10 protein-coding genes are annotated in these 16357 nt (G+C 38.9%); 7 read left to right on the plus strand and 3 right to left on the minus strand.

Annotation, left to right across the window (positions count from 1 at the left end; translation table 11 throughout):
• Positions 1 to 101 precede the first annotated feature (101 nt).
• Positions 102 to 1013: an SDR family oxidoreductase gene (locus J2786_RS17155; RefSeq protein WP_047433688.1), complete on the minus strand. Its 912-nt coding sequence runs from the start codon at positions 1011 to 1013 to the stop codon at positions 102 to 104.
• A gap of 225 nt (positions 1014 to 1238) precedes the next feature.
• Here J2786_RS17155 and J2786_RS17160 point away from each other — a divergent pair, with 225 nt between their 5' ends.
• From J2786_RS17160 to J2786_RS17185, 6 genes are all read left to right on the plus strand, one after another.
• Complete coding sequence (locus tag J2786_RS17160) at positions 1239 to 1664, plus strand: hypothetical protein (RefSeq protein ID WP_156121539.1); 426 nt, start codon at positions 1239 to 1241, stop codon at positions 1662 to 1664.
• A gap of 104 nt (positions 1665 to 1768) precedes the next feature.
• Positions 1769 to 2854: an efflux RND transporter periplasmic adaptor subunit gene (locus J2786_RS17165; RefSeq protein ID WP_047433690.1), complete on the plus strand. Its 1086-nt coding sequence runs from the start codon at positions 1769 to 1771 to the stop codon at positions 2852 to 2854.
• 15 nt (positions 2855 to 2869) lie between these two features.
• Complete coding sequence (locus J2786_RS17170) at positions 2870 to 6031, plus strand: efflux RND transporter permease subunit (RefSeq protein ID WP_047433691.1); 3162 nt, start codon at positions 2870 to 2872, stop codon at positions 6029 to 6031.
• Positions 6024 to 7493, plus strand: coding sequence for a TolC family protein (locus J2786_RS17175; protein WP_047433692.1), 1470 nt, complete (start codon positions 6024 to 6026; stop codon positions 7491 to 7493). The genes J2786_RS17170 and J2786_RS17175 overlap by 8 nt, the downstream gene beginning before the upstream one ends.
• A 913-nt stretch (positions 7494 to 8406) precedes the next feature.
• On the plus strand, positions 8407 to 11361 hold the full coding sequence (locus J2786_RS17180) for a SusC/RagA family TonB-linked outer membrane protein (protein ID WP_047433693.1): 2955 nt from the start codon (positions 8407 to 8409) through the stop codon (positions 11359 to 11361).
• 9 nt (positions 11362 to 11370) lie between these two features.
• The gene (locus J2786_RS17185) at positions 11371 to 12834 is read left to right on the plus strand and encodes a RagB/SusD family nutrient uptake outer membrane protein (protein WP_047433694.1); all 1464 of its coding nucleotides are present in this window, start codon (positions 11371 to 11373) and stop codon (positions 12832 to 12834) included.
• A 283-nt stretch (positions 12835 to 13117) separates the two neighbouring features.
• On the opposite strand, the gene J2786_RS17190 is transcribed toward J2786_RS17185, so the two are convergent.
• Positions 13118 to 13639: a DUF305 domain-containing protein gene (locus J2786_RS17190; protein WP_142017195.1), complete on the minus strand. Its 522-nt coding sequence runs from the start codon at positions 13637 to 13639 to the stop codon at positions 13118 to 13120.
• A gap of 282 nt (positions 13640 to 13921) precedes the next feature.
• Between J2786_RS17190 and J2786_RS17195 the strand changes: the two genes are divergently transcribed.
• Complete coding sequence (locus J2786_RS17195) at positions 13922 to 14959, plus strand: serine hydrolase domain-containing protein (RefSeq protein ID WP_047433696.1); 1038 nt, start codon at positions 13922 to 13924, stop codon at positions 14957 to 14959.
• A gap of 270 nt (positions 14960 to 15229) precedes the next feature.
• On the opposite strand, the gene J2786_RS17200 is transcribed toward J2786_RS17195, so the two are convergent.
• A complete protein-coding gene (locus tag J2786_RS17200; RefSeq protein ID WP_047433697.1) occupies positions 15230 to 16345 on the minus strand; it encodes an acyltransferase family protein in 1116 nt (371 codons plus the stop codon).
• Positions 16346 to 16357 lie beyond the last annotated feature (12 nt).

A 16357-nucleotide genomic window follows, 5' to 3' on the forward strand; every position in this document is an offset into this window, starting at 1 on the left:
AGTAGTCCGTGTTTTATTCTTAAGTGTACTTTTCAGCGTAAGAATATGCTCTTCGTCCTACTAAAAGATTAAAAACTTTTGTGACTTTTGTGGTTCACTGTTTACCCTTCATCATTTTGATAGGCTTCAGCAAATTCTTTTGCAAAATCTGCAAGTTTTACTTTTCCTAAAACAGGTTGATGCTGTTGATAATCTTCGTATAGAATTCCGCTACCCTGGCTTGCCTGAGTTTCTACAAAACCTTTAGCCACCTGTTCATTGAAACCGATATCCAGCCAGTTTTTCAATAGCTCTTCATCTGCAATCACTTTCCACTGAAGATCCGGCTTACCGATTGCCTCACCCAAAGCTTTCGCAATTTCATCAGGAGAAACTTCATCACTCGCTACATAACGTACCGTTCTTCCTTCAAATGGTTTTTCTGTTTCTTCCGCTACAACCGCTGCAATATCCAATGGAGAAACCCACGGTTCTTTTCGATCACCACCCCAATTGGAAATAATGGCACCCTTGTTTTTAATTGTACTGATGAATGAAAACATATTGAAATAAATGCCTACCGGACGAATAAATTTAATGGCAACATGATCCGGAAGCTCCTTCAGAATCTGCTCTACATGATGATGAAACACAATAATACCTGTCCCTTTGTCCGTATGTGCTCCGATACTGCTGAGATGGATAATTTTCTTTACACCGGAACGCTCCACAGCCGTCTTATAATGACGGCCAATTTCACTGATTTTTCCAATAAAATCGACATTTTTATCAAACAGGTCACCTGCTGCCTCCATGGTTTCCATCAGATAAACAATATCTGCCCCGGTAAATGTTTCGGTGAGAAAATCAGGATCAAACATACTCCCTATGGCTGCTTTTGCCCCTAACGCTTCAATAGCTTCTCTTCTCTTTTCATTACTGCTGATCACTGTGACCTCATGTCCTTTGTTTACTAATTCTTTTGTAAGAGGGTTTCCGATGTTCCCGATGGAACCTGTTAAAACTATATTCATTTTCTTTTTTTTTTGTTGGTGTAAAATTCCAAAATGTTCATCAGGAAGACTTCGCTGAATCTATCTACTTCTTAGCCAAAAAGGAAACTTCGTGAAAAGATGAATTTTTCAATGAAACAGCTTACTTTTTAACACTTTTTTAATCTTTAACGGTTGCACCTATTTTGAACTTTACCTACCTTTGCCTCTGGGATGCGGAAAAGATTTTATCAATATTTATACAGTTTGTTATTTGCGTTACTTACCATTTTAGGATGGTATTACGGGCAAATTCAGCAGTATATTTCAACTGATATTTCTTCTGATCTTCATTTTACTACGGATCTTCTTGTTCACGAGAAAAAGAGCTTTAAAGAATCTTTTGCTTTTCTTACCAATACTGAAGCTCATGATGCTTACAATATCAGCCATCCCCGCTACAACAAAATCAGAGCTAATCTTTCTGAAAATGACAATGAAAATGACGACAATGTAGAGACCTCTGATTCTACCGAGCTTCTTGCCCTTTTCAAAGATGGTTTCTGGCATCTTATTTCAGGCTTTGTCACTACATTTCACAACAGACAAATTGCTGTTTCACTTGCTCAGTCAGAACATTTAAAAACTTTACATGATGATCTGTACATCCAGTACAGGGTCATCCGACTGTGATTTTATTCTAATTTTTCGAAAATCTTATCTGCTTTCATACGCTGTTATGAGAGTCGGTAACACTATTTTTTCAATTATAAATTATTATAAAAACAATATTTATCATGGTCAAGAAAAGTCTCATGTATATCAACTTGTGCCTTATTCTCCTGTTTGTAGGCTGTCAATCTGAGAAAAAGGAAAAAACAGAAGCAGCTTCATTCAACGTTACAAGCCCGCTTATAAAAGATACTTTGGTGAACAAAGATTATGTTGCGCAGATCCGTTCTATTAATCACATTGAGCTTCGTGCTCAGGAAAAAGGATACATCCAGTCTATTTATGTAGATGAAGGACAGTTTGTACAGAAAGGACAGCTGATGTTCAAAATTATGCCTAATCTTTATGAATCTGATGTAAACCGTGCCAAAGCGGAAACCAAATATGCTGAAATTGAATATCAGAATACCAAAAATCTTTCAGACAAAAACATCGTTGCCCCTCAGGAAATGGCGATGGCTAAAGCAAGATATGAAAAAGCCCAGGCTGAACTTTCTTCAATGAATACCCATTTGAGATTTACAGAAATCCGTGCTCCCTTTACCGGAATTGTAGGAAAATTACACGTAAGAAAAGGAAGTCTTGTAGATGAAGGTGAACTGGTAACAGAACTTTCCGACAACAGCAAAATGTGGGTGTATTTCAATGTTCCGGAAGCTGAATATCTTAACCAGATGGATGCAAAAAAAGATAACAATCCATTGCATGTACGTTTAAGAATGGCCAATGGCAAAGAGTTTACACAAGATGGTATCGTACAAACCATAGAGTCTGATTTTGACAATGAAACAGGAAATATCGCTTACAGGGCTACTTTCCCGAATCCCAAAGGACTGCTGAGATACGGAGAAACCGGAAATATCGTCATTACATCGCCTTATGCCAATGCGATGATGATTCCACAGAAAGCCACTTTCGAAGAGCTGGAAAAGAAATATGTCTATGTCATCGGTAAAGACGGTAAAGTACATGCAAGAGAAATAAAAGTAGCAGCTGAATTACCTCATATTTATGTAGTTTCTTCAGGACTTGGAAAGGATGACAGAATCCTTTTGGAAGGGCTTAGATTGGTTCAGGAAAACCAGAAGATCAGCTCAAAGTACCAAAAGCCTGAAAAAGTAATGTCAAACCTGGATCTATACGCCGAGTAACCCAAAAGCAGCATTATGTTTAAAAAAGTAATACACCGACCGGTTTTCGCTATTGTGATATCGGTTGTCATCCTGTTTTTGGGAGCGATTGCGATGAAGCAGCTTCCTACGGAACAGTTTCCAAAAATTGCCCCTACCACCGTAGCCGTTTCTATTGCTTATCCAGGAGCAAGTGCCGATGTACTGGTAAAATCATCATTGATTACGATTGAGAATGCCATCAATGGTGTTCAGGGAATGCGTTACATCACTACCGATGCCACCAGTGCCGGAGAAGCTACCGTAAACGTTGTCTTTGATCCCGGAACCGATCCCAATGAGGCGGTAGTTCTGGTAAAAACCAGAGTGGACCAGGTAATGCCTTTATTACCGGAACTGGTACAGAAAGAAGGCGTTGTTGTCAACCCGATTCAGCCCAGCATGCTGATGTACGTGAATCTTTACAGTACGAATAAAAGTATGGATGAAAAATTCCTGTACAACTACTCTATGGTGAATATCATTCCGGAAATCAACCGTATCCATGGGATTGCAAAATCTCAGATCCTGGGAAGCCGCAGGTATGCCATGCGTATCTGGCTGAATCCCGACCGTATGCGTGCGTATTCTATTTCGGTAGATGAGGTGATGAAAGCTATTGGTGAACAAAGTATCATAGGACGTCCGGGAAGAATCGGGCAAAGTTCCGGTATTGCAGCACAGTCTCTGGAATATGTACTGACTTATAAAGGGCAATACAACAAGCCGGAAGAATATGAAAATATTATCGTTCGTTCCAATGCTGAAGGAGAAAATGTGAAACTGAAAGATATTGCCAAGGTAGAACTGGGAAGTGAATTCTTTGATATTTATTCCAATCTTGACGGGCACCCTTCCGCATCTATCGTTCTAAAACAAAACTATGGAAGTAATGCGAATGATGTGATCAGGGATGTGAAAGCAAAACTGGCAGAAATGAAAGGAAACTTCCCTCCGGGGGTTGATTATAAAATCAGTTATGACGTTTCACAATTCCTGGATGCTTCTATTGAGCAGGTAATGCATACCCTGAGAGATGCATTTATCCTGGTTGCCATCGTGGTTTTCATTTTCCTTGGCGACTGGCGTTCTACGCTGATTCCTATTATTGCCGTACCGGTTTCTTTGATCGGAACTTTCTTTGTGATTCAGTTCTTCGGATTAACCATCAATTTGGTTACTCTTTTCGCATTGGTATTGGCGATCGGTATTGTGGTTGACAACGCAATTGTTGTAATTGAAGCCGTTCACGCCAAGATGGAAGACAGCAATATTTCGCCTTATAAAGCAGTAAAAGAAGTAATGGGTGAAATTGCAGGGGCTATTATTGCGATTACAGCCGTGATGGTAGCAGTGTTTATTCCTATTTCATTTATGACAGGTCCGGTAGGAACTTTCTATCGTCAGTTTTCGATTACCATGGCAAGTTCTATTGTGATTTCAGCGGTAGTAGCCCTTACTCTGACTCCGGTTTTGGCAGCAATGCTGTTAAAAAACCATCATGGAAAGCCTAAGAAAGTCAATATTTTCACCAAAGCTTTAGACTCATTTAACAGCGGGTTTGATAAAATAACAGGAAAATACGCTTCATTCCTTAGAAAAATTGTGAGCCGAAAGGTGGTAACATGGGGAATCCTGATCGCTTTCTGTGCCGGAATTGTAATGATCAATAAAGTACTTCCGGGTGGATTTATCCCGAATGAGGATCAGGGAACCATTTATGCCATTATCCAAACTCCGCCGGGTTCTACTTTGGAACAGACCAATAAGGTTTCCAGAACATTACAGAAAATCTGTATGGGTGTAGACGGTGTAGAATCTGTATCATCGCTGGCAGGGTATGAAATCATGACAGAAGGACGTGGTTCGAATGCAGGAACCTGTCTGATTAACCTTAAGAGCTGGAACGACCGCGATCATTCTGTAAAGGAAATCATGGAAGAACTGGAAGAAAAATCCAAAGATCTTGGTGCGACCATTGAATTCTTTGAACCACCGGCTGTACCGGGGTTCGGATCTTCGGGAGGTTTCTCTATGAGACTTCTTGACCTTAACAGAACGACCGATTACCAGGAATTTGACAAGGCCAATAAAGACTTCATTGCACAGCTTAAAAAACGTAAGGAACTTTCAGGAGTCTTCACCTTCTTTGCGGCTAATTATCCTCAGTACGAACTGGTATTCGATAATAATGCAGCGATGCAGAAAGGCGTTTCTATCGGGAAAGCGATGGACAACCTCAACATTCTGATCGGTAGTACCTATGAACAGGGCTTTATCCGTTTCGGGCAGTTCTTCAAAGTGTATGTACAATCATCTCCGGAATTCCGAAGACTTCCAACGGATATTATGAATCTGTATGTGAAAAATGACCGTGATGAAATGGTTCCTTATTCTGCATTCATGACGATGAAAAAGACTCAGGGACCTAACGAAATTACGCGTTATAATATGTACAATTCAGCAGCCATCCGTGGGCTTCCGGCGGCTGGATATACTACAGCAGATGCTATCCAGGCCATCAACGAAACGGCTGCCAAAACACTTCCTCACGGATACAAAGTGGCATGGGAAGGATTGTCTTACGATGAGGCTCAGCGTGGTAACGAGGCGATCTATGTCTTCCTTGTTGTTCTTGTGTTTGTGTATCTGGTTCTGGCGGCTCAGTATGAAAGTTTCCTTATTCCGTTTGCGGTACTTTGTTCACTGCCTGTAGGAGTATTCGGGTCTTTCTTATTATTAAAAGCGATGGGACTTGAAAATGATATCTATGCACAAGTGGGATTGATCATGATTATCGGATTATTAGGTAAAAATGCGGTACTTATTGTAGAATTTGCCGTGAAAAGGCGTCAGGCAGGAGATTCAATTCTTGAAGCGGCTGTAGAAGGTTCCAAAGCCCGTTTCAGACCGATTCTGATGACTTCTTTTGCGTTTATTGCGGGATTGGTTCCGCTTGTTTTTGCAAGAGGTGCCGGAGCTATCGGAAACCATACCATCGGTGCCTCTTCATTGGGAGGAATGCTGATAGGAACACTATTCGGAGTGATTGTAATTCCGGGGCTCTACTACATATTTGCCAAGTGGTCTGACGGTAAAAAAATGATTAAAGACGAAGATGAATCTCCATTAAGCGAAGACATGATCCATTATGAATAAAAGAAAAATATATCAATATGCAGGTCTGGCAGTCGTCTTATTAAGTCTTACTGCCTGTAAACCTATCGAAATCGTACAGCGTGCTGAAAATAAAACCGTCCCTGAAAAATACGGTTCAGCAGAAAATGACACCCTCAATACCGGAAAAATGAAGTGGAATGAATATTTCAGTGATCCTCATCTTCAGGAACTGATTAGTCAGGCTCTTCAGAATAATCAGGAACTGAATATTGTTCTTCAGGAAATTGAAATGTCTAAAAATGAAATCAAAGCCAAGAAAGGGGAATATCTTCCGTCTGTAGGTTTAAAAGCAGGCGCCGGCGTAGACAAAGTAAGCCGGTACACCAATATCGGAGCGATGGAAGCCAATACTGAAATAGAACCCGGCAGAGAAATGCCGGAACCTTTATTTGATTTTGGAGTTGGTGCTCAGGCTCAGTGGGAAACCGATATCTGGGGAAAACTTCATAATGCTACAAAAGCACAGGTACAAAGGTATCTTGCGAGCATTGAAGGAAAGAATTTCATGACGACTCATCTCATTTCTGAGATAGCAGATTCTTATTATGAGCTGCTGGCCATGGATAATGAATTGGTTATTTTGAATCAGAATATCAAAATTCAGAATGATGCGCTGGATATTATCAAAGAATTAAAAAAGAATGCCAGATCCAATGAACTGGCTGTGCAGAGATTTGAAGCTCAGGTTCTGAAAACTCAGGGTATGCAGTATGACATCCAGCAGAAAATTGTTGAAACGGAGAACAAGATCAATTATCTGGTGGGAAGGTTTCCGCAGCCGGTAGAAAGAAGTCAGGATTCTTTTGATTCTGTGGTTCCGCAGGCCGTGTATGGAGGAATTCCTTCTGAACTTTTGGAAAACCGCCCGGATATTAAACAGGCTGAGTATGAACTGGCTGCTGCCAAGCTTGATATTAAAGTAGCCAAAGCAAGGTTCTACCCTTCTCTTGATCTTTCTGCAGGAGTTGGGTTACAGGCTTTTAATCCCTTGTACATTATCAAACCTCAGTCGTTTCTGTTTTCTCTTGCAGGAGAACTTACCGCTCCTCTGATCAACCGGAGAGCGATTAAAGCGACTTACAATAACGCCAATGCGAAACAGATTCAGGCGGTATATCATTATGAGCAGACTGTGTTGGGAGCTTATATTGAGGTTGCCAATCAGTTATCTAAAATTCATAATCTGGAAAGCAGTGTGAATATTAAAACGAAGGAAGTAAATGCCTTAACCAAGTCTATAGATATTTCCAACGACCTGTTCAAATATGCCCGTGCAGATTATATGGAAGTTTTACTGACTCAACGTGATGCGCTGGAATCCAGATTTGAGCTGGTAGAAAAGAAAGTAAACCAACTTAAAGCGAGTGTTGCTGTGTACAGAGCACTGGGTGGCGGTTGGGACCAGGCTCCACTGGAGGTCCCGGACATTAGCAAACAATAACATTTTTTTCAATCTTGTTTTTATAGGAGTCTGCCGGAAGGCAGGCTTTTTTTTTTATTGGTTTGTTACCACACATTTCAGGGATGGACGCAGATATTTGGGGATCTTGTATCATGATTGATGATTGATAACTGATGATCGATCATTCATCAATTATCATTTATCACTTATAATTCAACCTTCCTTAGCCCTGATAGCAGCGGTTACCCCACAGCAGGAAGTGGATTCAGCCAGGTGCGAGGAGTATGATCGAATAGCAGGATAAAGCTCCTGATACCAATTTTATCATTAGTAAGCCTATAAAATAAACAATAAGTCTACAAAATCAATAGACTTATAATATTAATTTTAATTCACTGTTTGAAATATAACTTTTTTATCATTTTTTAACATTTCACACAACAATACAACCAGTTGATTTACAAATAAATAAACTAACTCTATTTGATAAAAATTAATTAGTCTACTAAATTAGTAGGTTAATATGATTTATCTCATACCTGTCTTTTACCTGGGTTTGTCAATTATTAAATAATTTTGACCCAGTTAAAAAAAATAAACTCTATTCTCATGAATAAGAATACCTTTAATTCTTACCTATGCACCTTTATGGCGACCGTTCCTGCACAACAAATGTGTTATGGAAAGCCTGCCTGTTCACAGCACCACTGTATTTCTCAAGATATGTGCTTTGATATGATGTGCATGATGATGATGTGCTAACTTTTAAGAGATACATTCATTACTGTAGGAATTAAAGCCAGAGAGTTCAAGGCTTCTTTCATCCGGGTACATCTCCTGTAATTTTACTATCCGTTTTTTATAACCTCCCTGAAAAAGGAGGCGGAAAGTCACATTTTTTAACAGGAGATCAGCAGTAATATACAATTCAGTTTAAACCTAGATTAATATAATGAAAAAGAAACAATGCAAGCTTGGTGTATTGGCCTTACTCCTGTTCGCGGAATATGGTTTTGCCCAAAGCAAAGACAGTCTTTCCCAAGAAACCTCCATCAAAGAAGTAGTGGTGGTGGCTTTTGGAAAGCAGAAAAAAGAAGAGATTACAGGATCTGTACAGTCGTTGAAGGCTAAGGATCTTTCTAATCTTCAAAACGGAAATATTCTTCAGGGAATTGGAGGAAAAGTAGCGGGAGTACAGGTAATTTCTTCCGGCCAGCCGGGTTCCCAGCCTACTATCAGAATGAGAGGAATTGGCTCTATCAATGCATCCAGCGACCCTCTGATTGTACTGGATGGTATTCCGTACAGCGGAAACCTGAACAGTATTGCCGCATCGGACATTGAAAGTATTTCTTTTCTTGAGGATGCTTCTTCGAATGCTTTGTATGGTTCCAGAGGTGCCAATGGGGTGATTATTGTGAATACCAAAAGAGGAAAAAGCAAAGGAATAAGTATTGAGGCCGATGTAAAAACAGGTGTCAACTTCAGGTCTATTGAAGATTATTCGGTCTACACGTCTCCTCAGGATTATTATACGGCTTATTATAACAGAGCAAGAATCGGCGAAATTGTAAGGATGAAACAACCGGGAGCTGTTCCTTCCGGCCCTTCGCCACACGATGTGGGACTGGCTGCATTGACCAAACTGGGATATAATGTCTATAATGTAGCTTTCAATCAGCTGATTTCAAAGGATGGTTCTTTCAATCCTGACGCTAAGCTTTTGTATCAGGACGACTGGAAGAAACTGCTTTTCAGACCTGCCCTGAGAAGAGAAGCAACAGTGGGAATCAATGCTAACGGTGATCAGGTAAAATCCTATACTTCCCTTAATTATCTGGATGATAAAGGATATTTGATCTCTTCAGGTTTTGAAAGATTTGGGATCAGATCTAATATAGACTATTCCATCACTTCCAAACTGAAATTGACCAGTGCGCTATCCTATACGTACAGTAAGCAGGATTTCGGGGAGACGGGAGGTTTTTCCAACCCTTTCCAGTTTGCCAGAAATATAGCTCCTTTTTACCCAGTTTTCTTAAGAGACAATAACTATCAGAGGCTTTATGACAGCTACGGCAATGCCTTATATGACTATGGAGATGGCCAGGGACCTAACGGTGCTACAAGGTCTTATGCCGTATTTGAAAACCCTGTGGGTAACCTTCAGAAGAATAAATCACAGATCGTAAGTAATGTAACCAATCTTAATCTTGGTTTAAATTATGAAATCATCAAAGGACTGGATTTTACCTATAATTTTGGAGCCTATCTTGAAAATACAAGAAACCTTCAGTTCGGAAATACGGAAGGAGGAACTTCATCTTCTGTGGGAGGAACTATTTCGCAAAGCTCCAATTTTAAATATACACTGAACCATCAGCAGTTGCTTACCTATCAGAAAAAGCTGGGGGATCACAGCTTCAATCTCCTTGTAGGACATGAACTGAATAAGATCAAAGATGATGGATTCTCAGGATCAAAACAGCAGCTTTTATTACCTGACTCACAAGCTTTTGATAATGCCGTAAAAATTACAGGTTTATCAGGAAGCGGTTACGAATATGCTGTAGAAGGGTATTTCACAAGGCTCTTGTATAATTACGACGGTAAATATTTCTTCAATGCCAATATCCGTAGAGACGGTTCTTCTGTATTTTCTCCGGAAAGCAGATGGGGAAATTTCTATGGGCTGGGACTCGCCTGGAATATCGCAAAGGAAGATTTTCTTAAGGACAACAGCATTATTAATTCTTTAAAATTAAAAGCTTCTTACGGCCAGCAGGGAAATGACAACATCCTTTTAGGAGGTTCTAACAGAGACTATTATGCTTATCAGGATATCTATGGAATCAATAATTTCGGGAATGACAAACCTGTTCTATCATTAAAAAAACAAGGGAATAAGGATTTAAAATGGGAAACATCCAAAAATCTGAATGCCGGTTTTGAAATTTCCCTTTTAAAAAACAGAATTAACCTGAATGCTGATTATTTTGAAAGGAAAGTTTCGGATATGATTTATACGCTTCCTCTTCCTCCATCCAATGCAGGTTCGTATGTGAAATACGGAAACATCGGAGATATGACCAACAGAGGTGTTCAGGCTAATCTAGGTGTGGATATCCTTCGCGGAGATGAGTTCCAGTGGAGTTTTTATGCGAATGCCACTCATTATAAAAATAAGATTGCGAGATTACCGGCCGAACAGAGAAATACAGGGCTTGTTTCCGGTTTATTTATCCTGACAGAAGGTGGAGACCGCTATACCTATTTCCTGAAAGAATTTGCAGGAGTGAATCCTGAGAATGGTGATGCTTTATGGTATCGTACAACGATCAATCCTACCACTAAACAGGAAGAAAGAACGGTAACCAATAATTATAAGGAAGCTACTGATTACAATACCGGAAAGTCTGCTATTCCAAAGGTATATGGAGGATTCGGGACAGATTTCAGCTATAAAAGATTTAATCTTGCAGTGAATTTTGCTTACCAGTTTGGAGGATATGGCTATGATGATATCTACAGAAGCTTATTCCATTCTGACAGCTATGGTTCTAACTATTCAACGGATCTGGATAAAACATGGACTCCGGAAAATCCAACGGCTGCCTTACCTAGGGTAGATCTTACGGCTACGAACCAGAACGGAAATTCAACGCTGTATCTGATCAAATCAGATTATATCAGCCTTCAGGATGTAACCCTCTCCTATCAGCTTCCTGACGGGTTTGCACAACAGGCAGGTTTATCTGGTCTGAAAATCTATGTGACAGGAAACAATCTGTACCTATGGTCCAAGAGAAAAGGCTATGATCCGAGAGCTTCGCTGACGGGAGTTTCAGATTCATACCGATATTCTCTGTTGTCGAGCGTCTCTTTAGGGTTTAAACTTAATTTTTAAAAAACAGGAATGAACACAATAAAATACTTTATAACAGCAGCAGCCATAAGCTTTTTGGCTACCAGCTGTGCCAATGATCTCAATACATTGCCGGAAGGAGATATTTCCGGTGAACAATTAAATAATGATGCCAATAGCCCGGAAAAAATTCTGGGTGGCGTCTATCTTGATCTTCGCAGCAATGGTGCTGGCGGTACTACCGTTCACTCTGATTTCGGAATTATGGGCATCAAAGCGGGTGCCGACCTGATGTCTAATGATGTGATTCAGTCTACTAACCAGCATCTGGGTATGTTTTATAATTATGAAGCTACCAATGCCAGCAATATTGCTTCTGAAATTGTGTGGACCACTTTTTATGCAAGAATATTTGTGATCAACAAATTGCTTGATGGACTTGATAAAAATGCCAATGCAAAAAACAGAGCGATTGCAGGACAGCTGCTCGCTTTAAGAGCTTACTCCTACTTTTATCTGGTTCGTTTCTACGCCAATGATTATAACGGCCACCAGTCTGAGCCCGGACTTCCATTGGTTCTTACAGCAGCTAACCCAAGCCAGGGACTTCCGAGATCATCTGTTGCTGAGGTTTATTCACAAATCAAAAAAGACATAGAAGAATCTATTTCGCTTCTGGATACGTATGCCCGACCGTCCAGAGCCCAGATAGACCAAAGAACTGCTAAAGCTATTGCATCTGAAGTATTTCTGGAAACAGGAGATTATATCAAAGCAGCCCAATACGCTCAGGAAAGTAAACAGGGAATTGCCCTTATGACCGAAGATGATTATACCAACACCGGATTTTCCAACATCAATAATCCTGAGGTAATATGGGGTTTTCATAATACGATTTCCACGATGAGTATCGGAAATTATTACGCATCTTTCTTCTCCATGTTTGATAATACCAATGAAGGATATGCGGGAGCAGCACAGATCCGTAAGCTGATAGACAAAAGACTTTATGAAGCTATTCCGGCAACGGATTACCGTAAGAAAGTATTCAACGGAAGTCAGGCTGCTACTTATACCTTTAATGGAAAAACAAAAAATTATCCGCCTTATGTAAGCTGGAAGTTTAAGGATCCTACGCTTTTTGAAGGAGATTATATTTACATCAGAGCATCCTCATTGTATTATATCCAGGCGGAAGCTCTTGCCAGACAAGGAAGAGAAACAGAGGCCAGACAGGTATTGTTTGACATTACTTCAAAAAGAGATCAGGCTTATACACTGTCAACAAAATCGGGCAGCGAGCTGATCAATGAAATTGTCCTGCAAAAGAGAATAGAACTCTGGGGTGAAGGCTATGCCTGGTTTGATATGAAAAGATTAAACACTCCGTTAGAAAGAGTTTACACCGGAACGAATCATACTTTTGGACGATTTAATCTGACCCCTGATAAATTCAGGTTTCAGATTCCTAATAAAGAAATTAATAATAACCCACAAATCAAGCAGAATGAGTAGATAAACGAAAAACAATTTTACATTCAAATATATTCAGTGACGAGGCATCATTTACTTGTAAATGATGCCTTTTTATTGATCATTACACAACGTTCTATTATTTAAAGTAATCATTAAAGAAAGAAAAGCAAGCGACAAAGCCGCAGATGAAGCTAATGCTACTTGCGCTCAGAAAGAATCATACAATTGATCCCATCTTTGCTATCTTAAAAACCGGAAAAGAGTTAAAAGAAGCTTTGCGTTACAAACAAGAGAATTTTCCATATTACAATCCACTCGTGCCCTACCTCTTTTCAAATTCTCTGAGTTTATGTTTCATCAGCTTGATCTCTTCGGATTGGGTCTTAAGAATATTCTTCTGCAGGGTAATCAGCTGCGGATCGGTGAGATGTGCCTTTTCAGCCATTAAAATAGCTGCAGCATGATGAGGAATCATACTTTTTACAAACTGCCTGTCATCTACATTCATCTGTTCCCTGATTCCGAACCAGGAAAAAATACCTGATGCTATGGCAATTACCACTATAGCCCAATTTATTGCTCTGCTCGTATACATTTTCCGCATGATCCATAATTCAATGAGAAGCATCACTGAAGTCATTAACAGAGCCATATACAGGTTATTAATATTGGAAATAAGATTTTTCAGGCTGTCTATCATAGCATACATCAGTATATACATCGCACAAAACATCACTAAAGCCATCAACACAAATTGTCCGTACATTGGAGAGGAAGAATGTTTTGAATGTTTTTCAACTTCTCCGGAAGAAACGATTCCGTGATTATGTTCTCTATTTTCCATAACAAAGAAATTTAATTGATTATTAACATTTCTGAATAGATTGCCATCAGTATTTTGAAGTGTTACTTCATATAAAAATCAAAATGACCTATAAAAATAAGGGTATTTATCTGACAGCTTTATGCTTCCACTCATATTAATTGACGAAAATATTTACTTGTACAGTTCAAAGAAAAAGATATATTTGGATCTTAAATTTTTAAAATATCCCATTCATAAAATGATTTCGATGAGCATATTTTTTACTATTTATCTCTCAATTTCAGCAATAAAAAATAAATAATGACCAAAGCAAAACTATTTTTCACAGGTGTATTTTCTATAGTGTTGTCTATTACTGCAGCAGCTCAGAAACAAAACGCTTACACTTATAAAATTGACAGTATTATCACCGCATCCAGTCCGATACAGTTCAATGGTGTTGTTTTGGTGGCTCAAAAAGGAAAAGTACACTATCTGAAAGCTAACGGTTATAAAGATTTCGAAAATAAAATCCCTTTACGAACTGATGATCATTTTGAAATCATGTCAAATTCCAAACAGGTTACCGCTATTTTAATTTTGCAGGCTGCGGAACAGGGAAAACTGAATCTTCATACACCCATCAAAAAATACCTACCTACTCTTACCCAAACCTGGGCTGATATCGTTACTGTACATCATCTGCTGAACCACACGCATGGGATTACCAATCTGGAAAAACCAGCAGCTTTCAAGGCCGGTTCCCAGTTCAAATATGGCAACCTTTCTTATATGATGCTGGGAGAAATCCTAAAAAATACAACTGGAAAAAGTTTCAATGAGCTGGCCCATTCTCTGTTCAAAAAGCTGAAAATGGATCAGACTTTTGTTTACAATACAAAGAACAGGCTGTCCCATGTTCCCGGTTATATGAACGAAAACAATCAGTTTAAAAAAGTGACAGAGTCTTTTCTGAATGATAAGATAGCCCCTGCTGCAGGCATCATTTCCACGGTGCAGGATCTTGCAAAATGGGATCAGGCATTATTTAAAGGGAAACTTCTCTCTCCTGAATTTCAAAAGCTGATGCTGACCCCTTCTACAACTTCTCAGCACAATGTATTCGGAAAAGAAGGTATGGGGTTCGGATATAACGTGAGATTTATTAAAGAAGCAGGGCTGGATTATTATGCAGTGACAGGTCTTGGTGATGGTTTTACCTGTCTTAACACTTACTTTCCCTCCACAGATACTACCCTTATTATTCTTGAAAATCAGATGCCTGAAAAGAGTGAATACTGGAGTTTCAAAGAAGCCGCAATAAAGAATGCAGTTCTGAAAGCAATTACAGCTAAATAAAAAATTTGTCATATAAAGTATTTGAAATAAGCATTATTAAATTTTATCGGAGATAAAATCTTTGCGCCTTATAACAACTTTATAATAATATTTTGCGCCTTTGCGATTTTCCAAAAAACATAAATAAAAAAAGTTTAGTTGGAAAACGCAAAGGCGCAAGTCTTTTAATCCTGCATTTTTTTAAGGCACAAAAAAATTAAAGATTTTTAGAAAGGATAATGGGATAATACTTTTTTAATTTTTGAAAGTCTATACTGAATATGGTAGATATTATACATTTCTTTTCAAAACCTTCGCTTTAATCATAGAAAAAGGTTTTTCTATTAAAAATCTGTAAAATAAGCCTCCAAGTATACAGGTAAAAAGACAAACCATAAGACTTATATTATCTGAAGTTTCAAGTTTAAAATAATCAAAACCCTCCTGTACCATGTGAATAATTCCTTTATGTGAAAGGTAAACAGCATAAGATAAAGCAGCCAGCTGAGCAGTAAGATACGATTTCGAACGATATAGGAAAGATGATTGAGAAACTGCTGCCATAAGAATCAATCCATAACTGATGGCAACCAGTGTAAAGCCAAATATGGAAGCTGTTTTTGAGGCCTGTTCGTAACATACCCAGAAAGAAATTCCCAAAAGGATAATTCCCAAAAAGAAAAATATGTTTCCCCTATTATGCACCATTTTTTTAAACCCTGAAGAATATTGCATCAAGTACCCGATCAAAATACCTATTCCCAATCCATCCAGCCTCGTATGTGTTGGATAATATATTTTCATATACCATAATTTCCAGAAATCTGTGGAAGAAGTATCTGCTGCTGCAATAAATTCATTCCACGCCATAAGCCTTGCTGCCATAGAAAATCCAATGACAACAATCATCAGAACAGCCATATATTTAAACAGTTTTGTCGGCATTACGATGAAAAGGAACAATGGTAAAATGAGATAAAATTGTTCCTCGATACACAATGACCATGCATGGGAAAATGTTCCCCGGTTGATTACATCCAGTCCGTAATTTTGGGTAAAGGTAACAAACTTCCATACCGGAGATAAAGCCTCCCTTTCCCTGAAAAAAGGAAATGTAAAGTAGAGGAAAAGCGTAAAAAAATAGGAAGGAAAAATCCTGAAAAAACGTTTTATATAAAATATTTTCAGACTGATCTTACCTGTATTTTTTATTTCTGTAAACAACTGACCGGAGATCAGGAAGCCGCTTAAAACAAAAAACAGATCTACTCCCGTCCAGCCAAATCTCCCGATAACGTCAATCCAGTCAGGATGTTTAAATGCACGGTAATGATACATTAACACAAGCAAAATAGCGATAGCTCTCAAGTGGTCTAATCCGTAAAGTCTTTCGGAACGTTCTGTCATTTTTTTTCTGCA

Origin of the sequence: Chryseobacterium vietnamense (genome assembly GCF_031454475.1) — a bacterium.
GTDB lineage: Bacteria > Bacteroidota > Bacteroidia > Flavobacteriales > Weeksellaceae > Chryseobacterium > Chryseobacterium vietnamense.

What these genes read in the sequence shown, in the direction of transcription:
- J2786_RS17155 (WP_047433688.1), bottom strand. Translation starts at nt 1,013, where the DNA reads ATGAATATAGTTTTAACAGGTTCCATCGGGAACATCGGAAACCCTCTT.
- J2786_RS17165 (WP_047433690.1), top strand. Translation starts at nt 1,769, where the DNA reads ATGGTCAAGAAAAGTCTCATGTATATCAACTTGTGCCTTATTCTCCTG.
- J2786_RS17170 (WP_047433691.1), top strand. Translation starts at nt 2,870, where the DNA reads ATGTTTAAAAAAGTAATACACCGACCGGTTTTCGCTATTGTGATATCG.
- J2786_RS17175 (WP_047433692.1), top strand. Translation starts at nt 6,024, where the DNA reads ATGAATAAAAGAAAAATATATCAATATGCAGGTCTGGCAGTCGTCTTA.
- J2786_RS17180 (WP_047433693.1), top strand. Translation starts at nt 8,407, where the DNA reads ATGAAAAAGAAACAATGCAAGCTTGGTGTATTGGCCTTACTCCTGTTC.
- J2786_RS17185 (WP_047433694.1), top strand. Translation starts at nt 11,371, where the DNA reads ATGAACACAATAAAATACTTTATAACAGCAGCAGCCATAAGCTTTTTG.
- J2786_RS17190 (WP_142017195.1), bottom strand. Translation starts at nt 13,639, where the DNA reads ATGGAAAATAGAGAACATAATCACGGAATCGTTTCTTCCGGAGAAGTT.
- J2786_RS17195 (WP_047433696.1), top strand. Translation starts at nt 13,922, where the DNA reads ATGACCAAAGCAAAACTATTTTTCACAGGTGTATTTTCTATAGTGTTG.
- J2786_RS17200 (WP_047433697.1), bottom strand. Translation starts at nt 16,345, where the DNA reads ATGACAGAACGTTCCGAAAGACTTTACGGATTAGACCACTTGAGAGCT.